Source organism: Streptomyces sp. NPDC001514 (assembly GCF_053597075.1).
In genome coordinates this window covers 1-21,064 of the sequence record NZ_JBSFHO010000058.1, presented here as the reverse complement: position 1 = coordinate 21,064, position 21,064 = coordinate 1, and the positions used below count along the sequence as shown (strand labels likewise).

The following is a 21,064-nucleotide window of genomic DNA, read 5'->3' as shown; positions in this document are numbered from 1 at the left end:
ATCGCCCGCCTGCACAACCTCACCCTCGCCGGGTGACGAAGAAACCAGCAGGGTCCCCCAGCACATCAAAGATCATTTACGGGACAGCCCTTAGGCTTCAAACGCCTCAGAATCCGCTGGGAACGACGAGCCCACATCCACGAAGCCTTCCTCGAACTGGCCTGCTGTCTCATCACCCACCGCCAACTCAACTCACTGTGTTAGCCGTTGTGCGAGGGCTGTGCATGGTGATGAAGACTGTGGGCATGGAGTTCTTCTGCTACCACCGCGATCGGCCCGGCTCCGTGGCGCTGCGTAAAGAGCTGCTGGAAGAGCACTGGTCCTACATGGACCGGTACGCGACGGAGATGATCGCCCGCGGCCCCACCCTCACCAGCGACGGCGACGCGCCCACCGGCAGCGTGCACATCGTCGACCTGCCAAATCCTGCCGCGGCCCGCGCGTTCGCCTTCGGCGAGCCTGGCTACCAGGCAGGTGTGTACCGCGATGTGCTGCTGCGCCGGTGGCGCAACATGTTGGGGCGCACCATGTGGGATTTCCCCGGTGGCCGGACCGGTGGCAACCGGTACCTGGTGCTCGGCCTTGGCACGGGGCAGGCCGCCGACCTTGCCGTGCCGCCCGACCAGGACGAGTTGGTCGCGTACGGGCCGCTGCTGTCTGACGACGGCGCCACCTGGCTGGGTACGGCGGTGCTGTTGCGGGCGCCGGACCCGGACACGGCACGTGCCGTCCTGACCCCGGACCGGTACGCCGACATCGAGGTTCACAACTGGCAGTTCGGCGGGCGGCCGTCATGAACCGAGATGTCGCCGACCTTCCACCTCATTGTGTGAGAACTCCTCACGGAATGATTCACAAGGCCTAGTCGGGTCCCGGGGCGGTGGGTAGCAGCCGGGTGCGAGGATGCTGTCGTGTCGGATGCGATCGACGCGGTGGACTGGGGCGCCATACCGGGCCATCCCGACTGGTATGAGACTGGTATGAACCGGCTCGTGCCGCCCGCGGTCTGCGCGCCCTGGCCGGTGCTGCGAACCAGGTGCAGGCGGCGGAGGCCGGCTCGCTGCTCGGCGGCGGCGGAATCGTCCATGGCCACAGTGCCGCGGTGTTTCCGGCGGCTGCGGTCGCGGCCCCTCTGCTCCTGGACATCGCTCAGCAGGGTCACCCGGCGGCGCGGGACACCGCGTTGTGGCTGGTCGATGAGGCCCTGTCGTCCTGTTCCCACGCCGAGTACACGCGGGTGACGACGCCCTACGGCACAGCGGTCCCGATCTGCTGCGCCATCGCCCACCATCTGCGAGCCCGCACGGCTCTCCTCGCCGGCGCTCGATCTTTCGAGGTTCGCTGTCATGGGACACCTGAGGGCGCGGCACCAGTGCTTCCTGAGGCCAGGGACCTCGCGTAGCTGCAAATCTATGCGCGATACATAGGGAATCCGCGTTAAGTCTGTGTGTGATTCGTTTAGACTGGGGGTGGAGGTGGAGCCTGTGGCCAGCGATGAAGAGGCCTTGTTCAGTGCGGTCGATGCCCTGCTGGAGCAGGTGGCGCGGGACCCCTTGCCGCCTCCTGCCGAGCGCAAGCGCCTGCGGGAAGCGGCCGGGCTGAGTCAGGACCAGATCGCAAAGGTACTGAAGGCGCGGCGTGAGTCCGTCGGCAACTGGGAGTCGGGCAGAACGGAGCCGCGGCCGCCGAAGCGTGCCGCCTACGCGCGGCTCCTGGACGGCTTCGCCTCCCGCTTCCCGGCCCCCTCCGTCGAACCCGCGCCGGAAGCGGCGGCACCCGTGACCTCCAACGGCCCCGCGGCGCCCGCGCCGGGAACACCCGCCCCCGCGCAAACCCGTCAGCAGTCCACAGGCCCTGAGGCCGTGACGACCCCTGCGCACATCCCGCCACACTCCGTTTCTGCCTCTTCCCGGCCCGCGGGCACCACGGGGCTTCCGCCGGTGCCTGGCCGGCCGGCCGTGAAGAAGACGGCGCCGAAGCCCAGCCCCGTCACGGCGGCCGTCGAGGCGCGTTTTGCTCACGGGCCGCTCGCGGTCATCGACGCCGATCCCGGCGGGCAGGTCGTCGCGTACTGCCTCGGGGGCCTGGTGCTGGACGTGCCCGCCAAGTCTGTTTCGGCCCTGGTGGAGTGGACGCTCGCCGAGGCGCAGCTCGGTGCGCCCAGGCTCAGCCGCCATGGCAAGGACGCCGATCCGGTCCTGGTGCTCACCGACGCGGCCGCGATGCGCTACGGCCTGCCCGCCCGGCTGAGCGATGCCGAGCGCCGGGCGGGCAGGCTGCCCGAAGGGCACAAGGTCCTCAAGCAGTTGGACAAGGCCGAGTGGAAGCTGACCAAGCGCGGGTTCGGTCCGTGGGCCCGGATCTACCGCCCAGCCGAAGGCGGCAGGCGCTCCTGCGTCCAGCTGTGCATCCTGGGCTGGGACGCCCTCGATGCCCGCTCCTGGGACGACGCGGCGCAGCTGCCGCCGGCCGAGCTGGCCCAGCTCCTGGGCACCTACGCTCAGCGGGTGCTGACCCCGCGCGGTTCCACGGCCGTGAACGGCCTGGAGCTGATGACCGCCCTGCACCCGCCCACGCGGGCGAGTGAGCCGGACCAGAACGGGCAGCGGCACAGCGAGCACAACCCCGGCTCCCTCGGCAAGGACGCGGTGGAGTGCGCACCGTGCGAGGCCCCGGACGGACACCCGCTGCTTGCTCACCTGCCGCGCTTCCACCAGCGCACCCCGGACGAGGTCCTGGTGGAAGAGGCGTACGACTGGGCGCGGCCGCTGACCGACGAGGAGTGCGCGAAGCGGTTCGTGGTGGGCATCGATGTGAACATGGCCTTTGCCGCGGCCGCCAACGGCACCGTGGTCGGCCTGGGCGCCCCGGTGCACGTGAAGAAGCCCGGTTTCGATCCCAAGATGCCGGGCTCGTGGCTGGTGGACCTCTCCCACATCGACCTCGACGAGCGCCTGCCGTCGCCGTTCACACCCACGGGCGAGCGGCCGACCGGCCCAGCGTGGTATGCCACCCCGACCGTGGCGTACGCGGTGGAGCTCGGACACACCGTGGCACCCGGCGAGGCGTATATCCGTCCCGACAACGGCCGCTACCTGGACGCCTGGTACCAGCGGCTGCGCGACGCATATGTCGCCACCATGGCCGACCTCGGCGTGAGCTCGGACATGGCCCCCGAAGCGTTCCTTGAGGCGATGGCCGTACACAAGCAGGCCGACCCGAGCATGGCGGTCGTCCTCGCGGCGATCAAAGCCACGGTCAAGGGCGGCATCGGCAAGCTTCGCGAGCGCCCCCGGGGCGGCGGCTGGCGGCCCGGCCAGCCGTGGCCCGCGCTTACGCGGCCGACGTGGCGGCCCGACATCCGCGCCGCCGTGATCTCCAAGGCCCGCACCAATATGCACCGCAAGATGCTCAAGACGGCAGCGGCCACCGGCCAGTACCCGGTCGCGGTCCTGTCCGACTGCGCCGTGTACGCCTCCGACGGCCCGAGCCCCCTGGACTTCCTTCCCTATGAGGGCGGCAAGCCGCTGCCGGGCGGCTTCCGCCTCGGCGTGAGCCCAGGGATGGTCAAGCACGAAGGCACCCAGACCACCCTGTGGGGCGAGGGCGCACGGGAAGAGCACGGCCAGGACCTGAATCTGGCCCGCTACATCAAGGACGGCAACGTCACTCCCACCAAGGACAGCGGGGAGTAGTCATGGGCAAGCTCGCCGACAGCCTCGACAGGGCTGTGGAAGGTGCCTTCACCCGCCCCGTCCCCAAGTCGGCCGGGGCGCAGATGCGCTACCTGGTCAAGAAGCTCAAGGGCACCAGGGCGGTCGCCGACCTGCTCGGCATCGACATCCGCACGGTGGAGCGGTACGTCAAGAACGAGATCAGGCACCCCCGCAAAGCCCTCGCCGCACGCCTCGAGGCAGAGGTGCGCAGGCGGTGGCAGCCCAGGATCCGGGAGAAGGCGAAAAGGGCCGCGGTCACCACCGGCGGCATCGTCATCGACACCCGTGCGCGTTTCGGCTACACCGCAGCCCCGGGCAGCACCGACGACGCCCGCCTGCGCCACCTCACCCAGGCCCTGCCCCCGCAGTACGCCGCCCGCCTCTTCGAAGCCCAGGAACAGGGCGCGAGTGAGCGGCAGTTGCTGGACATCGCGGCCGAGGGCCTTCAGGAGATCTACTTCAAGGACCGCGGCCGCCGCGCCCATGGCCTGCAGGTCGAGTTCACCGATATCGACTACATCGACGTCGAGCTGTAGATGCGGACACCCGAACGTGTACACCTGCGCTGCTGTGATGAGCCGAAGCACGTTAGTTGCCGTCGCCGTGTCCGGCGCGAACATGCACGACAGCCTCGCCCTCAAGCCGCTCATCCGCGGCATACCCGCCGTCCGGTCCCGCCGGGGACCACGGCGGCGCCGACCCGTCAAACTCCGCGCGGACAAGGCGTACTTCTCCGCCGAACACCTGGCCTGGCTGCGCGAGCGCGGGCTCGTCGCGCGCATCGCGCGGCCCGGCATCGAGTCCGGCGAACGCCTCGGTCGGCACCGCTGGTCGCGGGCCGGCGTCTGGGGTGCGCGGTGGCGGGCGACGTAAGACGCTTCGATAGATCAGCACCCACGACCGGCAGCATGCCGCACGAACATCAAGTCACGTGAGACAACCTCTAAGCCTTGATTGGTGCGGCCGACCTGGCGGCCTGCTCGATCTTCGCGCAGTAGGCTGCACGGGCTTCCTCGTCGATCTGCTTCTCGAGTTCGGCGCGCAACCCGGTCCGGCCGTCGAGGCCCTCGCGCAGGATATCGGCGTGCCCGGCATGCCGGATGGACTCGCCGAGGACATGGACCATGATGGCGAACAGGTTCGTGTCGGCATAAGGCTCCGGCCACCACGGCACGTGGCCGGGGGCGTCGAGGGGAAGCTCGTTGATCGTCGCGTCCGAGTGTTCCCACGTGCGCCGGTAGAACCCGATGATCTGATCGCGGGTCTCGTCCTCGGTCGCCCACAGATCGCTGCCGTTGGAGTCCTGCCACCGGGGCAGCGGTTCCGGGGAAGGGCGGTCGAAGACCTCGCCGAAGTACCTGGCCTCGACGGTGGCCACGTGTTTGACCAGGCCGAGGAGGTTGGTCCCGGTCGCTGTCAAAGGCCGGCGGGCGTCGTATTCGGACAAGCCGTCGAGTTTCCAGAGCAGCGCCTTGCGGTCCCTCCGCAGTCTCCCGTGCAGGTTGTCTTTCGCGAATTCATCGATCATGCGGCATGAGCCTGCCATGGGCTGCTCGTGGTCTCAAGATCCCGTACGTGGTCCGCAACGACTGGCAGAGCCGAGGCCTGGCCATGGCCGCCGCCCTGACCTGCTACAAGAAGCTCGCGAAACTTGCCACGTGAGACAACCTCTTAGGCAGGCTTGTTGTCACCTGTTGGGCTGCTGTGACTGAGTGCTTGAGTTGGCCAGCCACTCGCGTTCACATCCCGTGAGGGAGCATCAAGGTCATGACGGGCTTGCCCGTACCGCCGGGCTCCGCGATGGCGAGGAGCCGATCGGCACCGGTGGATGCCTTGCCGGAGGGAAGTTCTTGCGCGGGCACCGCGAAGCACACCTCATTTGCGGGCGCCTGTTCGACGAACGGGACTTCTTCCACCGTGTCGTCGGTGGACACGGCCGGTGCACGAGCAGGGAGGGTCGGGAAGGTCGGAGCGGGCTCCGGCGATCTGCGACTCCGCCGCATGGATGCGAGTGAACAGAAGCGATGCCGTTGGTCGGCGGCCGGGTCGGAAGACCCATCCCGCCCGGAAGGTACGTCAGATCATGGCGAGCCGGTCCACCAGTAGCTCCACCCTCCGGTCGGCGTCCTCCGGCGGCAGCCGTCCCGCTCGGGTCAGGGTGGCCAGCCCGTGCAGGGCCGCCCAGAACACCTCGGTGAACAGTCCCGGGTGGACGCCGTCCCCGGCGACCTCGTCGAGGCTCTCCAGCAGGGCGGCGAAGGCGTCCTTCAGTGGCTCCGGGGTGTCCTCGTTCGCGAACGCCAGGCCGCCGTCGAGCTGGAACATGGCGTCGTAGACCGCCGGGTTGCGCTCGGCGAAGTCGAGGTAGGCGCGGGCGAGGGCGGTGACCCGGGCGCGCGGATCGTCCGCGGCGGAGGCCGCGGCCCGCAGCGCCGTGGCCATCTCGGCGGCGCCGATGAGGGCGACGGCGCCGATGATCTCGCGCTTGCCGCGGAAATGGCTGTAGAGGACGGGCTGGCTGTACTCGATGCGCTCGGCGAGCCGGCGAGTGGTGACCGCGTCCCAGCCCTGCTGCTCGGCGAGTTCGCGGGCCGTCGCGACGATGAGGCGTTCGCGGCCCGCGCGTTCGCGCTCCTTGCGTTCCTGTACCGACATGATTCGATCCTAGCATCGCTAGACAATCGAGCGGCAGCAGTACTAGCGTTGCCTCGCTACCTAGCAACGCTAGAAACCCGGAGGGTCATCATGCTCACCGCACTTGAGGTCTTCACCACCGTGGTCGTCGGCGTGATGGTGGGGGTGGAGTTCTCCGTCGCCTTCGTCATCAACCCGATCCTCAACGCGCTCCCCGGCGACAGTGGCCAACTCGGCCGCGCCCACGGGGGCCGGATGCTCGGCGCCGTGATGCCGGTCTGGTACATCACCTCGCTCATCCTCGTCGCGGTCTGGGCCATCGCCGGATGGCACCACCACGGCACCAGCCTCGTCGTCACCGCCGGCGCGCTGCTGATCCTCAGCGTGATCATGTCGATCCTGCTGCTCGTCCCGATCAACAACCGGGGCAAGACGTGGACCCCTGACAACCGGCCCGCCGACTGGAAGCAGCAGATGAACCGCTGGGACCGCTACCACTACGTCCGCGTCGCCGTCATCATCGCCGCCTTCGCCCTGCTGGTCGCCGCCCTCGCATGAACCCGCGGGCCGACACCGCGCAGGCGGCGTGCACTCCCCAACTCCGTGGGCGGGAGCGGGCCACCGAAGCCCCGCTCCCGCCCGGGGGCGCTCAGGGGCCGGGCACAGTCGCTGCCGCTCCGGGTCTCCGTTCCCCGGAACGCGTCTACGGGCATCCCCGCTGGTCAGCATGCTTTGCTCAACTGGCCAACTGAAGCGCTCAGTCACACCGCTTCGTGAGCCGAAGCACGATAGTTGTCACATAGGCAGGCTTGTTGTCACCAGCATCGCAAGAGTGGGTGCCCAACTACCCTTCGCGGCGCCGCCTGCAGAGGTCAGCGTGGCGCTCCGCGAGGGTGTGGTGACAGCTGCCCTGCGTTGCCCGGGCTAATGACAAGTAGCTTGCTTCGCCAGTGACAACTACGGTGCCTCGTTCACGGGAACTCGCAGGTCGGTGCGGCCCGGGGGTGACAACTACCGTCTTCGCCGCCGACCAGGCCGTCTTCGAGACGATCGCGACGGAGGCCGCCGCCCAGTTCGGCTGAGTCGCAATCGCCGCTCAGTCCAGCTGTGTGGACGCCGCGAGGGCGCATGGTCGAACTATCAGGCGGTAGTTCTTCGTCGCGGTAGACGTTGGGTGGGGTGAAGGGCCAGCCCGATTGTGACCTCGCCGATTCTCAGGGCATGCCCGGAGCGGCGATGCACTCGCCCTTTTCGTTTCCAGGCCCCGCACTGCCGGGCCGGGCCTCGCGACCACGGCACTTCGGTGCCAGTCGGTCGGTCCCCGGCGTCCTGGGAGGTTGGAGGGCAGTCGTGCCTCATCACCGCTCTGACCTCGCCAGATCGTTGGCCTGAACTATTGCGGAGGGTGACAGGTTGCTGGATGATTCTCGGCCGTGACGATCTTCCTCGCCGTCGTGCTCGGTGTACTCCTCTGCGTGCTCTACAAGCTTTTCATTGCTCCCCGTCGCATCGCCCGTTGGGTCAGGGAGAACTTCGTGGCCGCCGACTACGGTCTCGTGCCCCGCGAGGATCTCGACCCACGGCGCTCGGGTCCGCCCCCGGCGCCGTACCGGCTCAAGGAGATGCAGGCCGTGGCCGACGCCGCCTGGGAGGGGCACTGGCAGGTGGCCGAGACGTATGTCGAGGCGGCAGGCAAGGACTGGGACGAGCGCTGGTCCCGGATCGAGCTTCTGCAGCAGGTGGCCGGCGAGGACGACGCATGGCTGGGCGCATGGCGCGCGGCCAGGCCGGAGAACTGTGATGCGGCGACCATCCACGCCGGGCTGATGGTGCACCGAGCCTGGGAAATCCGTGGCACCGAGTACGCCAACAAGGTCCCGCTCGAGCGGATGAACCGCTTCCGCGCCATGCTCCCGGCCGCGATCGCGGAAGCGCGGCAGGCCGCGCTGCTCGACCCCGAGAACCCGGGCCCCTGGGTCGTCATGGTCACTGCCGCCCGCGGAGCCCAGTACGAGCACGAACAGTTCCAGCCGCTCTGGGACGGGTTGGTCTCCCGCGCCCCGTACCACTACTCGGGCCACTGGCAGGGTCTTCAGTACTGGTGCGCCAAGTGGTTCGGCAGCGACGAGTTGATGACGTGGTTCGCTGAGCAGGCGGTCCGGAAGGCTCCGCCCGGCAGCCCACTTGCCGGGATGCACCTGCACGCGCTGTACGAGCTGGTCAAACGCTCCGGCCCTTCGGCGCTGCCCACCACGCGTGCGGCGAAGGATCTCCTGGAGGAGGTAGCGGCTTCGCTCGCCGAGGTCGCCCCTGACAACGAGCACCTGCCCGCGCTGCGTCATCTGCTGGCGCACTACATGATGCGATCGAAGATGTATGCCGCCGCGCTGGAGCAGTTCCGTCTGATCGGCCCGTGGTGCGGCGCCGAGCCTTGGCGCAAGGACGGCAATCCGGTGGTGGCCTTCGAGATCGCCCGGGGCACCGCGGCAAAGCTGTCCGAGTCGACCCGCGTCCCGCGTACACGGCAGGCAAAGGAGCGTGACGGCGACATACGTGCTTGACGGTACCCGCATTGAAGGGACTCCCTGAATCTGGCTCTGATCGGAGTTCCGTGAACGGGTGAACTGGGCGGCCGGGTCACACTCGGCATCGGCGCGGGCGGCAACGGGTTCGACGCCACGGTGCTCGGCCAGGAGGCGTGGACGCCGAAGGAGCGGGCGGACCGGTTCGGCGAGTTCCTGCCGCTGCTCTACCGGCTGCTCACCGAGGACGCGGTGACCCAGCGGGGCGCGCACTACTCAGCGGTCGAGTCCCGCAACATCCCCGGCTGCGTCCAGCGCCCGCGGCTGCCGTTCGCGGTGGCGGCCACCGGCCCGCGCGGCTTGAAGCTCGCCGCGCGCCGCGGGCAGGCGTGGGTGACCACCGGCGACCCGAAGCTGTTACAAGTGGGAAGACTTTGAAGAGGAATGGTAGTGGCCGCACTCGTCTACTTCCGAAAGGTCTCCGAGGACGCGGAACTGGTCCGCTACGAGTTCGGGGACGATCCGGATAGCTTCTCGCGGCACTTGACCATGGACAAGCAATCTCACACGTCGTCAGCTGACGACGGTCAGATGGACTACTCGTTCCTCAAGGCGTCACGGAAGATCAACGCGATACGTGAGGAGCGGGGCCAGTGGCCGGGCCGTGGCATGAGCGCGAGTTGACCGGTCTCTATCACGCCTTCGGCCCGATCCCTCGTCGACCGGGGCGCTATCAGCGTCTCGGGCCCGTGGCACCACGAGCAGATAATGCTGAAGTCACAGGTCAGGCTGCGAACTGGACGGGCCAGCAGGACCGTTGCGGCGCGACGCCGCGATCCGCCTCGTCCAGATGACCCGCGGTGGATCCCGCGCCGCTGCCGCCCGCTGCCTCGGCATCACCCCCGGCGCCCTGCAGTCCGCGACCGTCACCATCCGCGCCTGGCAGAAGCAGCCGGGCAACGCCGAGGCGTACCAGGACGCACTTCAGCGCATCGCCGAGATCGCCTCTGGGGGGACGCAGGCGCAGGGACGACCTCGTGGCCTGCAAGTATGTCGTTGTCATGAGTGGTTTACAGGGAGGGACGACCGTGAGGGCTTTGGTAGAGGAGGAGATCGCGGAAACGTTGCGCGCTGAGGGTGGCGAGACGGCCCGTCTGTACGTAGCTGGCTGCGCCGAGCGCATGGCACCGCTGTTCCTGGGGTTGTAAGCCAGCGGAACAGGCCGGGACGCCGACCTGGCCTTCTTCGTGGAGTCTGTACGCGAACTCTGGTTCGCCGACCGACCACTCTCCGACGCGTCCGAGCGCGTACGCATGCTGGAACAGGTCCCCGAGCTTCAGCCGAGCGACGAAGGGATCTCCGACATCGCCGGCACGTACACCTTCTTCGCGCTCTCGTCCTGCGGTACGCCCTGCTGGCCAACCGCTCCGGGAGCGCGGATGCAGCGTCCTGCGGTCATGCGATACTCACCGCGATGGGGATGCTGGATCAGAACGTGGGAGGCGCCGCCTTCCGTACTCAGGAGGAGCAGCTTCAGCTCCTGTCGGTGTCCGGTGATGTCGGAGGGCTCTGGGAGGCGAGCGTCGAGGCGGGGCGGGAACGATTCCGCGTCGTGCTCGGCCGTACCGCACGCAGCTCAGGCTGACGGCACGGCGACCCGACTCGGATCGTGACCTCACAGCGGTAGGCGAAATGAGCGCCGTAGTTGGCCCGGGTAAGCGCTTGGGTGGCCCGCAGCCGGGGGGGGGCTCCGGTTGGACGTTGATCACTCCGATGCGGACGGGGGCGGTGGCATGCGGCAGGATGCGGACGCATGACCCTCGCGTCGCGAATCACCATGCCGGGCCAGGTCTGGTCCGTGGCCGCGTTCGATCCGTCCGGTCCGCTCTACGTGACCAGCTATGGGGCGAATCCTCTGGAGACGGTCGTGACGGTGGTCGACCTATCGGGCGCGGTGGCATGGCGGCGAACGTACCCCGGAACGGGCCGTCCGCGATCGCGTCTGTCAGCGGAAGGCATGCTCTGGGTCGCGTACCCGGGTCGGAATGGCCGGCTCCTGGAGGGTGTCCTGCCGGATGGATCCATTGGTGCGACCGTGCGCCCGGACTGCGACCCCAATGAGGAGGTCGGCGCGTTCGTCCTTCTCGACGACGGCTTCTGTATCGCCTGGGTCGGCGCCTCCCGCCTGCTCCGGGCAGGACGAAGCCAGCAGGCCTCTGTGCCGCAGCCTCGCGTGGCCCGGTACACGGGGGAGGGAGCGTGCCTGTGGTCGACGCCGACCGTGCTTGGCGCGGTGTCGCATCCGGGTGTGATGGAGGTGGGGCGGGATACCGGTTGGGCGATGCGCCCGCGTCGCCCGTGGACGTCGGAGGAAATCGGTGTCGACCACTGGGAGTCGCTGCTTGTGTCGGGCGACCGGATCGCGGCCAGCTTCATCGATACACGAGGTGGGATAGGGCGGACGTTCTTCCTCGACTTGGACAGCGGCGCGATCGTCTCTGCCACCTCTCCCGCTCCCACAGGTCGGAAGGCGATAGCGGGTCCGGGCGAGTTCTTGATCGGCTCCCAGGGATACGGGGCGTTCACGACAGGCCGCTATGACCGAGACGGCGGCGAAACGGCTCGGTGGGCCAGCCACGGGGCGATGCTCGTCAACGAGCAGGGCACCATCTGCGGCCCCGAGCTCGAGAACGGCCTGCCGTCAAGGTCACGATTCCGGCGGCTTGCACCGGACAACACCCTGCTAGACGGACCTGCGCTGACGGGCTACTACACGTCGTGTCCCGCGATGGACCGCGAGGGAACCACTGTGTTCTGGCGCGACGGCAAGCTGCTCGCCGTGGACGCGGACCTGACTGAGCACGAACTGTTCACGATGGACGACACCCGGAAGGTCATCAGCCGTGCACTGCTGTTGAGCGACGGCAGCGTCGTCGTGTCCTTGGACAGTGAGGTGCTCGCGTTCCACACCCCGCTGGGCCCCCTGGCCGAGGGCCCCTGGCCGTGCGGGGATGCGAACCTTCGGGGCAACCCCGTGTTGGGCTGAAGCTGGCCGGCAGGGGAGGGCAGGCCTCGCGGGGCGGACGCACCAGAGCACTGTGCGGACCCTGCGGCGGCGGTCGCGACTCCGGAGGTCCGCAGGCCTGCGAGGCCTGAGCACGTACTTGTCCGGTCGGGCCAACTAGAGCGCTCAGTCACAGCACTTGTGACTTAGCGTTGCAGTTGGCCGATTAGCGCTCTGCTTGGCCGGTGTTTGCGTTCTAGATGGCCGGCAGGTTAGCGGCTGGGCCTCACCGAGTGACCGGGTTTCACGAGAGTCCGGCCGCCGGTGGCTGGAGCGGTTTGTGCTGGTGGCACAGCTTCTGAGCTGAGGCAGGGTTCTTTGGCGGGGCGGTGGTGGTCACACTCGTCTCGCTTGCTGACCTTGTTCAGCTACAGGCTGTCCGACGTGTCCGACCGCCTGGAGAGCAGCACGGGCTGGCCCCGCCGCCGGGTGGCGAGGTGGAGGACGCCCCACACCGGCGGCGGCTTCGGCAAGCTGAATGGCGAGCCGGACACCGTCTTGGCCTTCTGAGTGTTTACCTCACGGCCGGACGCGCGCGTACGACCGTGCCGTAAATGCGATGACCTGCGATGACGGGCCGTGGCACAGTCACCGCATGTCCAACGACATCGCCTATCCCGTCTTCCGTACCCCCGACCCCGCACTCGCCCTGAGCACTGCGCGCCGCCTCATGGAGTTCGGCCGCTGCGAGTACTCCGAGGTCTCCATGTACGCCGAACTCCGTTCCATCGCCGAGGTTCGGCGGGTGGCGAAGGAGCTCCCCGGGGGGTGGTTCCGGGGGCAGGAGGAGTACGGGGAGTTCGACGGGGTGCCGTTGGAGGACCAGCCCGCGCTGGTCGTCGGGGTTCAGGGGTCCGGTCTGCCGGCCGACCCGTCTGCGTACGAAGGGCGGCTGCCGGTGGAGTGCGAGCTTCGCGACCTGCCGGTCGGTAGCACCGAGGACGCCTTTACGGCGGCGATCGGCCCGAACGTGGGCGAGATCAACTGGGAGAGCCTGTGCTGGCCGGACGCTCCCGAACTGGGCTTTCTCGGCGAGTCCAAGCACGCCGAGGTGACGCTCCTCCTCAACACCCGCACCCGCGAGCTCGACGAGCCCGCCGCCGACCACACCGTCCTAGTCCACGTCCGCAGCGTCAGCGTCGACGGCCGCCAGATGCGGGAGTCGTACGCGCGCTGGCTCGCCGAGCAGGTGGGTCTCACGGTCATCGGGCCCGGGCAGCGGTGCTGAAGCCGGCCGGGCCGCCTCGCCGGGTTTCGGTGGCGGCCGCCGTCTACCCCTCGTACGCCCGCAAGGCCATGAGACGAGGTGCCGGAAGTGGACCCTGGTTCGTCGGATCACGAGGCCCATATCTACGGCGGACTCAACGACTAAGGCCTCCGCGGCGGCTGACTCCCAGACAACGAGGCTCTCAGGCCCGGGCCGCTGTCTGAGCCGGCTACTTGGCCGAACGGGCCAACTACGGCGCTCAGTCACAGCTGCTTCGTGACTGATTCCCAATGATGGTTGTCAACCATCTGGCTGCCCCACCCCGATCCACGGTCGGGTGATGTTCCCCAGCGCGGCGGTGAACGTCAGGGCTGCACATTGTGCTGGTTGTACATGGGCGCCCGGTTCAGTACTTCGATGTACATGATGCGGTCGTACACGACGTCCAGGACCAACATGCCTTTCTCGGGCAGGAGCGGCACGCACCGGTGGCCCTCGCCATACGGCTTGCCCTGTTGGCGCACCAGAGGTCATCGCCACAGTCGCACATGGAGACCAGACGAACATCTCGTATGCGGAGTGCCAACTCATGCTCCCCCTCGACCTCCAAGAGGGTGGTCAGCTCGGCGATGAGGTCGGGGAAGGCGTCACGAACGAGGGGATAGTCCTGCTCCATGCTGGGAGAGTAGCCGGAGCGTTTCTCCGAGCGCGTTGCTGGCCAACTCGGGTCAGCGAGCACGCTGGCAGGTGATCGTCATCATTGGAATGCTCCCGCAGGGGCGGCTGGACGCTGTAGTGGCGCTGGTCTCGGATGAGGGCCCACAGGACGTCGAGGCGGCGGCGGGCGAGGGCGAGAACGGCTGCTTGTGGCTCTTGCCTTCGCTTCTCTTGCGGTCGTAGAAGGCTCTGGATGTCGGGCAGACGCGGGCGGCGATCTGAGCGGAGAGATAGAAGACGCGCAAGAGTCGGCGGTGGTAGCGGTGGGGCCGGCGCATGTTGCCGCTGATCCGGCCGGAGTCGCGTGGAACCGGCGCGAGTCCGGCGACCCCGGCGAGGCGGCCAGCACTGCCGAAGACGTCCATGTCGCCGCCAGTGCAGGCGACGAACTCCGCGCCGAGTGTCGAGCCCATTCCCGGCATGCTGAGGATGAACTCTGCGGCGCGATGGTCACGGAATCGGGCTGAGATCTGTGCGTCGAGGCTGGCGATGTCTTCGTCCAGGGCCAGCACTGACTTCGCCAGGGTGTGCACCACGGCCGCAGCCATGGTCTCTCCGGCGACGGCGGTGTGCTGGGCCTGTGCCGCGGCGACCGCATTGTCGGCCATGGCCTGGGCGCCACGGACTTTTCGGTTCTTCAGCCAGGTCATCAGCCGGCTCGTGCCGATCCGGCGCAGGGCTGACGGGGTCTGGTAGCCGGTCCATAGACGAGCGCGGCCCGGGAGGCGGCGTAGTCGAGGGTCCGTTCCAGCGCAGGGAAGTACTCAAGCAGCTGTGCGCGCAGCCGGTTGATAGCGCGGGTGCGGTCGGCGGCGAGGTCGTAGCGTCGGGCGGTAAGGATCTTCAAGTCCACCGCGATCTCGTCCCAGTCCTGAAGAGGCTGCAGGTCCCGGCGCATCCGTGCCTGATCGGCGATGACGTAGGCGTCCTTCGCATCAGTCTTGCCGTCGCCTCGGTAACCACGGGAGGCGTGGTGAACGGTGCGGCCTGGGATGTAGAGGAGCCGCTGGCCATGGCCGGGAGCAATCAGCAGAGCGGCCCCGCCGGCGTTCAGGTCGACTGCCCAGGTCACCGGGCTGCCGTCGGCCAGCGCCAGGACGTCGCCCATCAGGTCCAGCAGCTCGGACTCGTCGTTGGCCACCCGCCGCGAAAGCAGTCTCGTCCCATCCGCATCGATCACCGTGCAGTGGTGCGCGGCTTTGCCGGCATCCGTCCCCGCCCAGAGCTCGGGCACCCGAGCCTCCCTCGTCGATCGGTTGACTGGTCCCGGTAGACCACCACGCCGACGTGCCCTTACGAAGCGATTTCTGTTCGCTCATCCCAATGAGTGGCCGTGTCGTCGCGGGGCACTGAGCGGCCAATCAGTCAAAGCCACACGTACGGCATGAGCGCTTCCTGCCACGCCCAGACCCCTGGGTCTCCCGATCGTACGAAGGACCGGAATCAACCCGCCAACAAGGTAAGGAGCACTTCAGCCGGTGAGTTGGCAGTTGATCTGGCGAGTTGAGCATGTCGAGTCCAGGGTGTCGGCGAACTGATCGGCCAACGCGTTGATCTGGAGCTGGAGAACGTGGCGGCGGGCTTTGCCGTTCCGTCGGGGCCAGAGAAGGCGGCGTGCCTCGCTGATCAGCGGCGAAGGGCTGCGTCGAGCTGGTAGTAGAGCGCGTCCAGCCGACTACGACCAGGGCTGCGAGCCGGCATCCGCCGCACAAGATCGCGAACTGCCGGCGAGGCGTGCTCGATCGCCCATCGGATCTCCTCGTCACCGACCCTGGCGTCATCGCCCGCCGCGAGCTCACGAGCGCGCGCCTCGTAAACCGCAGGCCCAAGGGCGTGCTTCGACTGGTGAGCGGTGGCCAATGGGTGGATGTACGGGGTCGCCGCTGCGTAGCACGCGGCGCGGGCGGCGGCTGTGGCAGCCGGGTCGCCAACTTCGCGTGCGGCTGCGTGAGCCGCCCAGGCAAGGGAGCGCAGTCGCCCTGTCCGCTTCCCCTCGCGCACGAAGGCCCGGATGCCCTCGATCGCCTCGCGAGGCCGGGTGTCGCAGGGAGCCTTCGCCTCGAACAGCGGGAGCACCCGCTCGACGCAATCGGCAGCCCAGAGTCCGAGAAGTCGACGGTCTTCTTCGCTTATGGTCACCTTGTCCACCCGCACATCATGCCGGTTCGGGTGCTCCCTGTTGCTGCCGGCCACACCTCTGACGGTGTCGGCTCGCCCCAGTGCGGACCCGGGCGCCGCGATGCTCAACTCGCCGGCTGAAGGCTCAGTCACAGCTGCTTGTGACTGAGTGGGCTCCTTGGCCGCTGAGCGTGACAGCCGGCCACAGTGGCGCTCAGCTTCATGGGCCACGATTCAGCAGCCCAGGTCTATAACGGCCTGGGTGGGACTGTAAATCGTTCGGTGTAACTCCCGATCATGGAAGGTGCATCGATGACGAGTGATGACGTGACGAAGCCTGGGACTGGGGAGCCGGTGGAGCCGGTGCCGTCGAAGTCTGTGGACGACCGGCTGATCGATGAGTTGGTGCCCGGGCCCAGGCGGAGGGACTGCAGCTGACCGGCGAGGGCGGGCTGATGCAGCAGCTGACCGAAAGGCTGTTGGAGTCCGCCCTCGAGGGCGAGATTACTGACCACCTCGGCTATGACAAACACGATCCTGCGGGCAAGAGCGGCGGCAACTCCCGCTACGGCAAACGGGCCAAGACGGTCCTGACTGACGTGGGTCCGGTGGGCATAGCAGTGCCCCGGGACCGGGACGGCATCTCGAGCCGAAGATCGTCAAGAAGCGGCAGCGCCTGACCGGTGTCGAATTGCGGTCCAGGAAGATGTGCGGTTCAGGCGGGACCTCTCGCGTGCGATCACTGTGCCAAGCCCCTCCGATCCACTCAACTCGCTGAATACCGGCCTATGTTGGCCGCGCAAGAGCTCGACAGATCACCCACCGCAATGAGAATGGGAGGCCGCGGACGGACATGAGGGGGCGGCATGTCGGTGTATCTGTGGCGGGGAGGCGGCGGCCGCCGGCGTGAATGGATCCGCTATCTGGCCGCAGTCGCGGCCGGGGCGCTGGCGCTGATGCTGGCGGCGATCTGGACGTCCGGGCCGCTGGCCACCGGTATCGGTGCGGCGGTCACGACGGTGTACGGACTGGTGGCCGACCTCTTACGCCCGCAGCGCGATCCGCAGGACAGCGGAGAGCTGCTGCGAAGTCGTACCGGGCGGATCCCCCGCGTCCAGCACGTGGACCGTCCTGAGCTCGCCGGAGTACACGCCGCCGAGCCCGACCCGACGGCGCAAGGGGGCGGCCCGCCGCCGTACATCGAGCGGGACCTCCAACCGGAGCTGCGCCAGGCACTTACGCATGCCCCGTTCGTACTGGTCGTCGGGGAGTCGACGGCCGGCAAGACCCGGCTCGCCTACGAGGTCGCCCGCTCCTGCTTCCCGAGGCACGCGCTCGTCCGGCCGATGACGCGCGCCGCCCTCGCCGAGGCCCTTCGAGTGGCCCGGCGCAGGCGCAGGGCGGTGCTGTGGCTGGACGACCTCGAGGACTATCTGGGCGCCCAAGGCCTCACCGTTGCCGCCCTGGCTGGTCTGCTCGACAGGCGGACCGGGCGGGTCGTGGTGCTGGCGACGATGCGGTCGCAGGAACACCGCCGCTACGACGCGCGGGAGGAGAGCCGACTGACCGGCTCCGACCGCGACGCCTGGCGTATGCAGCGCGAGGTACTGCGCATGGCGGTCACGATCCGGCTGGCCCGGCGGTGGTCGGACGCCGAGTGCCGACGGGCGGAGCCGTTCCGTCACGATCCGCGGATCAGGCAGGCGTTGAACGGATCCGAACGCTTCGGCATCGCCGAGATCCTCGCGGCTGGGCCCGAGCTGCGAATGGCTGCGCGATCTCCATCCGCCCTACCTGGACGATCGCGGCCGACCTGCAGCCCGAGGACTTCGACGAGGCGATGCGCTGGGCGTGCCAGGCCGCGTACGCCACCAGCGGGCTGCTCATCGGCAACTACAGCCAGGGGTACGTCGCCTTCGACTATCTGCTCAACGCTCCCGATCTCCCTCCGGTGCCCGACCATCTGTGGGACGCACTTCTGGAACTGGTCGATCCGGCCGACGCTTACGACCTCGGCCTCGTCGCCCACCAGGAGGCACGTCTCACGCGTGCCGTCACCGCGCTGGAGCGCGCCCGGCGGGCGGGCATACCGGGGGCGGCGTTCTCCTTGGCCATCACCGTCGGGGACGCCGGGCAGCCGCGACGGGCCGTCAGCGAGCTACGGGACATCACCTACCAGCGAGCCGCAACCCTCGGCCCCGGACACCCAGACACCCTGGCCGCCCGGCATCAGCTCCCCTTCTTCACCGGCGAGGCGGAGGACCTGGAAACAGCCGCCGCGCTCTTTCGGGAGTTGGTCGAGGACACACGGCGGGAGCTGGGCCCGGACCATCCCGACACGCTGGCAGCGCGGCACCAGCTTGCCTACTGCACCGGCGAGGGCGGTGACGCCGACACCGCCGTACGGCAGCTGCGGGCGCTCCTCGACGACCGAGTACGCCTGATGGGAGCGGCCCATCCGCAGACGATCGCCACCCGCCGCAGTCTCCTCTGGTTCACCGGGATACGCGGCGAACTCGACCAGGCCGACCATGAGATGCGAGAGCTGCTGACCGATGCACTGCACAGCCTCGGGCCCGCCGACCCCCACACGCTGGCCATCCGGAGCAGCCTTGCGTCCTTTGCGGGCCGGGCGGGCCGGACCGACGAGGCGCTCGCGGGCTTCGACGCCCTGGCTGCCGATCGCACGGCGCTCCTCGGCGCGGACCATCCACACGTGCTTCACACCCGTCTTGACCAGGCCCGTGCCCTGGCTGCGGCCGGCCGGCCCGACGATGCCGCCGAGGCTCTGGTACGGATCACCGTCGACGCCCGCCGCATCCTGGAGTCGGGCCACCGGCATCTGCGCGTCGCCGAAGAATTGCTGGGTGATATACGCGGACAGTAAGGGAGCACGCCGGCCGACGCCCGTCCGGATACCGGGCCGGTCACCCTGCCGGAACAGGTTCCGCGCTCGGCTCACCCGCGTGGATGGAGACGTTCACCGCAGAAACGATCAGCGCGACAGGTTCTGGCGCAGTCGATGAGCGCTCCCGTCCACACTCACCAGCAGTGGGGAAATGGAGTACTGCTCCCGATGCTCATGGACCCGGGCACATTTCCCGTGCGTCGACCCTCCAGGCTGCCGCGCAGGCGCGCCGATGGTGAGCCAAAGGCGCGAGCACGAACGTCGCAACCGCAGCCACAGGCCAAGGGACGGCCCGAAGATGCGGGCCGATGGCTCTGAGTGCTCATTGCCCGCTGCGGATCTTGTCGAGCTTCTCGGCGAAGGCCTTCGTCTCCGCGATCAGCTGGTCGCGTGCGCTCTCCTGCGTCTTGTCACCCTGGTCCTTGAATGCCCCGCTGAAATGTGGCTTGAGTTGGGTCCACCAGCCGTAGTCCAGCATCGCCCATGCCTGCGGACACAACGGGGCGCGGGTTTTCGGCAGGTAACCCGCGCGGACCAGGGACCCGTGGAACCTCTTCGGGTCGCTTCCCTCGAGGTAGCAAAGGAAATTGAAAACCCGTTGCTGGGTGACGGGGTGATCGCTCGAGAGCCCCTCCAGCGTCAACTTGCCCTCCTTGCGGGCGAGCTCGTCGAAAAGGATTGCGGCTGCCAATGACGGAGCCGGTCCAACCTCGTTGACGGTGTAGAACGACGCGAACCCGTCGGCGGCGTCCTCCTCGAGGCCGAGGTTCGGAAGCAGAAGCTGACGCTGCAGAGCATGGCCCATTTCGTGGCCGAAGATGAACTGGGTCGACAGCGCGGTCAGGTCGTCGGCGTTGAACCTGGCCTTGGGGAACAGGGCGGGACGCTCAACGGTCTTGACCACGTTGCTGAGGACTCCTTCGATCTGGGTCAGGAACGGCGGGGGCACAAAGATCGTCCTGCCGTCGGGCTGGGTGACCGCATCCGTAACGCCCGGTGGGACCTTGTCGGTGACTTTCACGACCAGGTCATGCGGGAGGACGACCGACTTGTTCACCCAGTCGGCGAGCTGCTCGAGCACGCGGGACTTCCGGATCACCGCTACGGCCTTACGGTCCTTCGGCTTGATCGCGTTGTCCTGGTAGACGACCGTGACCTTGCCGTTCGCGTCAACCTTGTCGCCGTCGCCGCCACACGAGGCGACTGCGAAGCCGGCGACGAGCAGCGCCCCCGCGAAAGCAGTCCTCAACATGGGCGAGTACCCACCACTGTTCAGCACCCTGGTCAGCTCTTTTCCTTGGTCAAGGCGTTGGGGCGGGCAGTCCGGGGAGCGACCTCCTGATGCCGGAGGCAGGACTCGAACGTAGCGAGGCGGGACGGCGAGCGGTATCGCAGGTTCGATCGTGCCCACGGCCGGATGCCGGAGGCAGGACTCGAACCTGACACGCGGATTATGATCGACAGACCCATTGTCCGCAATGATCCATTTGTGGCGGTTTCGTCCCGTTGCGGGCCCGACCGTGAATTGAGATGACGGTCTCCGCGCTCCCGGCCCCGCGACCGCGACCCGGAGCATCAACTGTCTCGATGCACGGGCACCTCCAGCGGAGGAGACGCCGACGCGCTGATCCGCCCACTGCGCGCCCTACAAGGCCTGCGGTCCACTGGCCCAGCCCATCGACGCGGAAAGGACTGGCACACCACCTTGACCCGCGCGAGCCTCGACGGACTGAAGCCCGATGAGCAGTTCGTACGGCTCCTCACCAGCACGGGTGATGCCCTCGACGCGACCGCGCAGCACGCCGAAGCACAGCGCCGAGCGACGTTGTAGACGTCTGGCCTCCGTCATGCGGAAGAAGGGCAGCTGGACTACCGGCGAAACTCGCTGACCTTGCGGTGATGTCCTGGGTTGGTGCGCCCAAATCCCGGGCTTACCGGTGGGTCCTCCCGCCAGGAGGTTGCCGCGCGGTCAGGCCACCCCCAGCCGGATGCCGCACTCGCCGGGATGTCGGCCGGCACCCACCTCGTCACCACGGAGCAAAGGCTCCACGAGAGTTGTCCCGCGGAAGGTTGTCAGTCCTCGTTCATCGGAAACTCCTTGCGTGGAAACCCGGGCCTTCAGGCCGGGGAGGAGACGCATCCTTGGCCCGGAGTCGCGAAGCGGCGGAGCTCGCTGTG

General features: G+C 68.2%; 22 protein-coding genes and 4 pseudogenes. 18 read left to right on the top strand and 8 right to left on the bottom strand.

Annotation, left to right across the window (positions count from 1 at the left end; genetic code table 11):
* Window positions 1-96 precede the first annotated feature (96 nt).
* From ACWCXB_RS35405 to ACWCXB_RS35380, 6 genes and pseudogenes are all read left to right on the top strand, one after another.
* Window positions 97-204 (top strand): annotated as a pseudogene (locus ACWCXB_RS35405) (IS5/IS1182 family transposase); the annotation flags it as partial.
* Between the two features lie 41 nt (window positions 205-245).
* The gene (locus tag ACWCXB_RS35400; protein ID WP_450728420.1) at window positions 246-797 is read left to right on the top strand and encodes a YciI family protein; all 552 of its coding nucleotides are present in this window, start codon (window positions 246-248) and stop codon (window positions 795-797) included.
* Window positions 798-1,036: 239 nt separating this feature from the next.
* Window positions 1,037-1,402 carry a hypothetical protein gene (locus ACWCXB_RS35395; protein WP_450728418.1) on the top strand — a complete coding sequence of 122 codons (366 nt, stop codon included), beginning with the start codon at window positions 1,037-1,039 and terminating at the stop codon, window positions 1,400-1,402.
* A gap of 82 nt (window positions 1,403-1,484) precedes the next feature.
* A complete protein-coding gene (tap, locus tag ACWCXB_RS35390) occupies window positions 1,485-3,695 on the top strand; it encodes a telomere-associated protein Tap (RefSeq protein WP_450728416.1) in 2,211 nt (736 codons plus the stop codon).
* A 2-nt stretch (window positions 3,696-3,697) separates the two neighbouring features.
* Complete coding sequence (gene tpg / locus ACWCXB_RS35385) at window positions 3,698-4,252, top strand: telomere-protecting terminal protein Tpg (protein WP_450728414.1); 555 nt, start codon at window positions 3,698-3,700, stop codon at window positions 4,250-4,252.
* A 37-nt stretch (window positions 4,253-4,289) separates the two neighbouring features.
* Window positions 4,290-4,589 (top strand): transposase, encoded by a 300-nt coding sequence (locus ACWCXB_RS35380; RefSeq protein WP_450728412.1) that lies wholly within the window; start codon window positions 4,290-4,292, stop codon window positions 4,587-4,589.
* 70 nt (window positions 4,590-4,659) lie between these two features.
* Here ACWCXB_RS35380 and ACWCXB_RS35375 read toward each other — a convergent pair whose 3' ends face one another.
* Window positions 4,660-5,244 (bottom strand): DinB family protein, encoded by a 585-nt coding sequence (locus ACWCXB_RS35375; protein WP_266486916.1) that lies wholly within the window; start codon window positions 5,242-5,244, stop codon window positions 4,660-4,662.
* A gap of 5 nt (window positions 5,245-5,249) precedes the next feature.
* Here ACWCXB_RS35375 and ACWCXB_RS35370 point away from each other — a divergent pair, with 5 nt between their 5' ends.
* Window positions 5,250-5,378, top strand: a complete 129-nt coding sequence (locus ACWCXB_RS35370; protein ID WP_257548903.1) for a hypothetical protein — start codon at window positions 5,250-5,252, stop codon at window positions 5,376-5,378.
* A gap of 77 nt (window positions 5,379-5,455) precedes the next feature.
* Here the strand turns inward: ACWCXB_RS35370 and ACWCXB_RS35365 are convergent, their stop codons facing one another.
* Together ACWCXB_RS35365 and ACWCXB_RS35360 are read right to left on the bottom strand one after the other, a co-directional pair.
* On the bottom strand, window positions 5,456-5,650 hold the full coding sequence (locus ACWCXB_RS35365; protein ID WP_450728410.1) for a hypothetical protein: 195 nt from the start codon (window positions 5,648-5,650) through the stop codon (window positions 5,456-5,458).
* Between the two features lie 142 nt (window positions 5,651-5,792).
* Window positions 5,793-6,371, bottom strand: coding sequence for a TetR/AcrR family transcriptional regulator (locus ACWCXB_RS35360; protein WP_450728408.1), 579 nt, complete (start codon window positions 6,369-6,371; stop codon window positions 5,793-5,795).
* 90 nt (window positions 6,372-6,461) lie between these two features.
* On the opposite strand from ACWCXB_RS35360, the gene ACWCXB_RS35355 reads away from it, so the two are divergent.
* The 4 genes and pseudogenes from ACWCXB_RS35355 (at window position 6,462) to ACWCXB_RS35340 (ending at window position 9,556) form a co-directional block, all read left to right on the top strand.
* A complete protein-coding gene (locus ACWCXB_RS35355; RefSeq protein ID WP_450728406.1) occupies window positions 6,462-6,908 on the top strand; it encodes an anthrone oxygenase family protein in 447 nt (148 codons plus the stop codon).
* Window positions 6,909-7,783: 875 nt separating this feature from the next.
* On the top strand, window positions 7,784-8,911 hold the full coding sequence (locus ACWCXB_RS35350; protein WP_450728404.1) for a hypothetical protein: 1,128 nt from the start codon (window positions 7,784-7,786) through the stop codon (window positions 8,909-8,911).
* A gap of 66 nt (window positions 8,912-8,977) precedes the next feature.
* Window positions 8,978-9,301: pseudogene (locus ACWCXB_RS35345) on the top strand (LLM class flavin-dependent oxidoreductase); the annotation flags it as partial.
* 21 nt (window positions 9,302-9,322) lie between these two features.
* On the top strand, window positions 9,323-9,556 hold the full coding sequence (locus ACWCXB_RS35340; RefSeq protein WP_450728402.1) for a hypothetical protein: 234 nt from the start codon (window positions 9,323-9,325) through the stop codon (window positions 9,554-9,556).
* 652 nt (window positions 9,557-10,208) lie between these two features.
* Here the strand turns inward: ACWCXB_RS35340 and ACWCXB_RS35335 are convergent.
* Window positions 10,209-10,331: a hypothetical protein gene (locus ACWCXB_RS35335; RefSeq protein ID WP_450728400.1), complete on the bottom strand. Its 123-nt coding sequence runs from the start codon at window positions 10,329-10,331 to the stop codon at window positions 10,209-10,211.
* A 15-nt stretch (window positions 10,332-10,346) separates the two neighbouring features.
* Here ACWCXB_RS35335 and ACWCXB_RS35330 point away from each other — a divergent pair, with 15 nt between their 5' ends.
* The 4 genes from ACWCXB_RS35330 (at window position 10,347) to ACWCXB_RS35315 (ending at window position 13,164) form a co-directional block, all read left to right on the top strand.
* Window positions 10,347-10,517, top strand: coding sequence for a hypothetical protein (locus ACWCXB_RS35330; RefSeq protein ID WP_450728398.1), 171 nt, complete (start codon window positions 10,347-10,349; stop codon window positions 10,515-10,517).
* A gap of 168 nt (window positions 10,518-10,685) precedes the next feature.
* Window positions 10,686-11,918: a hypothetical protein gene (locus ACWCXB_RS35325; protein ID WP_450728396.1), complete on the top strand. Its 1,233-nt coding sequence runs from the start codon at window positions 10,686-10,688 to the stop codon at window positions 11,916-11,918.
* A 369-nt stretch (window positions 11,919-12,287) separates the two neighbouring features.
* Window positions 12,288-12,446: a hypothetical protein gene (locus ACWCXB_RS35320; protein WP_450728394.1), complete on the top strand. Its 159-nt coding sequence runs from the start codon at window positions 12,288-12,290 to the stop codon at window positions 12,444-12,446.
* Between the two features lie 85 nt (window positions 12,447-12,531).
* Window positions 12,532-13,164 carry a hypothetical protein gene (locus ACWCXB_RS35315; protein ID WP_450728392.1) on the top strand — a complete coding sequence of 211 codons (633 nt, stop codon included), beginning with the start codon at window positions 12,532-12,534 and terminating at the stop codon, window positions 13,162-13,164.
* A 756-nt stretch (window positions 13,165-13,920) separates the two neighbouring features.
* Here the strand turns inward: ACWCXB_RS35315 and ACWCXB_RS35310 are convergent.
* Window positions 13,921-15,094, bottom strand: a pseudogene (locus ACWCXB_RS35310) (IS110 family transposase); the annotation flags it as partial.
* A gap of 392 nt (window positions 15,095-15,486) precedes the next feature.
* Window positions 15,487-16,053, bottom strand: coding sequence for a putative immunity protein (locus tag ACWCXB_RS35305; protein ID WP_450728390.1), 567 nt, complete (start codon window positions 16,051-16,053; stop codon window positions 15,487-15,489).
* A 237-nt stretch (window positions 16,054-16,290) separates the two neighbouring features.
* Here ACWCXB_RS35305 and ACWCXB_RS35300 point away from each other — a divergent pair.
* Window positions 16,291-16,669, top strand: a pseudogene (locus ACWCXB_RS35300) (transposase); the annotation flags it as partial.
* Between the two features lie 352 nt (window positions 16,670-17,021).
* Here the strand turns inward: ACWCXB_RS35300 and ACWCXB_RS35295 are convergent.
* On the bottom strand, window positions 17,022-17,663 hold the full coding sequence (locus tag ACWCXB_RS35295; RefSeq protein WP_450728388.1) for a hypothetical protein: 642 nt from the start codon (window positions 17,661-17,663) through the stop codon (window positions 17,022-17,024).
* A gap of 155 nt (window positions 17,664-17,818) precedes the next feature.
* Between ACWCXB_RS35295 and ACWCXB_RS35290 the strand changes: the two genes are divergently transcribed.
* Window positions 17,819-18,865 carry a tetratricopeptide repeat protein gene (locus tag ACWCXB_RS35290; RefSeq protein WP_450728386.1) on the top strand — a complete coding sequence of 349 codons (1,047 nt, stop codon included), beginning with the start codon at window positions 17,819-17,821 and terminating at the stop codon, window positions 18,863-18,865.
* Between the two features lie 343 nt (window positions 18,866-19,208).
* Here the strand turns inward: ACWCXB_RS35290 and ACWCXB_RS35285 are convergent, their stop codons facing one another.
* Window positions 19,209-20,165 (bottom strand): DUF4344 domain-containing metallopeptidase, encoded by a 957-nt coding sequence (locus tag ACWCXB_RS35285; RefSeq protein WP_450728383.1) that lies wholly within the window; start codon window positions 20,163-20,165, stop codon window positions 19,209-19,211.
* Between the two features lie 426 nt (window positions 20,166-20,591).
* On the opposite strand from ACWCXB_RS35285, the gene ACWCXB_RS35280 reads away from it, so the two are divergent.
* On the top strand, window positions 20,592-20,717 hold the full coding sequence (locus ACWCXB_RS35280; RefSeq protein WP_450728381.1) for a hypothetical protein: 126 nt from the start codon (window positions 20,592-20,594) through the stop codon (window positions 20,715-20,717).
* Window positions 20,718-21,064: the final 347 nt, after the last annotated feature.

What these genes read in the sequence shown, in the direction of transcription:
- ACWCXB_RS35290 (WP_450728386.1), top strand. Translation starts at nt 17,819, where the DNA reads ATGCGCTGGGCGTGCCAGGCCGCGTACGCCACCAGCGGGCTGCTCATC.
- ACWCXB_RS35330 (WP_450728398.1), top strand. Translation starts at nt 10,347, where the DNA reads ATGGGGATGCTGGATCAGAACGTGGGAGGCGCCGCCTTCCGTACTCAG.
- tpg (WP_450728414.1), top strand. Translation starts at nt 3,698, where the DNA reads ATGGGCAAGCTCGCCGACAGCCTCGACAGGGCTGTGGAAGGTGCCTTC.
- ACWCXB_RS35375 (WP_266486916.1), bottom strand. Translation starts at nt 5,244, where the DNA reads ATGATCGATGAATTCGCGAAAGACAACCTGCACGGGAGACTGCGGAGG.
- ACWCXB_RS35355 (WP_450728406.1), top strand. Translation starts at nt 6,462, where the DNA reads ATGCTCACCGCACTTGAGGTCTTCACCACCGTGGTCGTCGGCGTGATG.
- ACWCXB_RS35315 (WP_450728392.1), top strand. Translation starts at nt 12,532, where the DNA reads ATGTCCAACGACATCGCCTATCCCGTCTTCCGTACCCCCGACCCCGCA.
- ACWCXB_RS35335 (WP_450728400.1), bottom strand. Translation starts at nt 10,331, where the DNA reads ATGACCGCAGGACGCTGCATCCGCGCTCCCGGAGCGGTTGGCCAGCAG.
- ACWCXB_RS35400 (WP_450728420.1), top strand. Translation starts at nt 246, where the DNA reads ATGGAGTTCTTCTGCTACCACCGCGATCGGCCCGGCTCCGTGGCGCTG.
- ACWCXB_RS35325 (WP_450728396.1), top strand. Translation starts at nt 10,686, where the DNA reads ATGACCCTCGCGTCGCGAATCACCATGCCGGGCCAGGTCTGGTCCGTG.
- ACWCXB_RS35380 (WP_450728412.1), top strand. Translation starts at nt 4,290, where the DNA reads ATGAGCCGAAGCACGTTAGTTGCCGTCGCCGTGTCCGGCGCGAACATG.
- ACWCXB_RS35360 (WP_450728408.1), bottom strand. Translation starts at nt 6,371, where the DNA reads ATGTCGGTACAGGAACGCAAGGAGCGCGAACGCGCGGGCCGCGAACGC.
- ACWCXB_RS35370 (WP_257548903.1), top strand. Translation starts at nt 5,250, where the DNA reads ATGAGCCTGCCATGGGCTGCTCGTGGTCTCAAGATCCCGTACGTGGTC.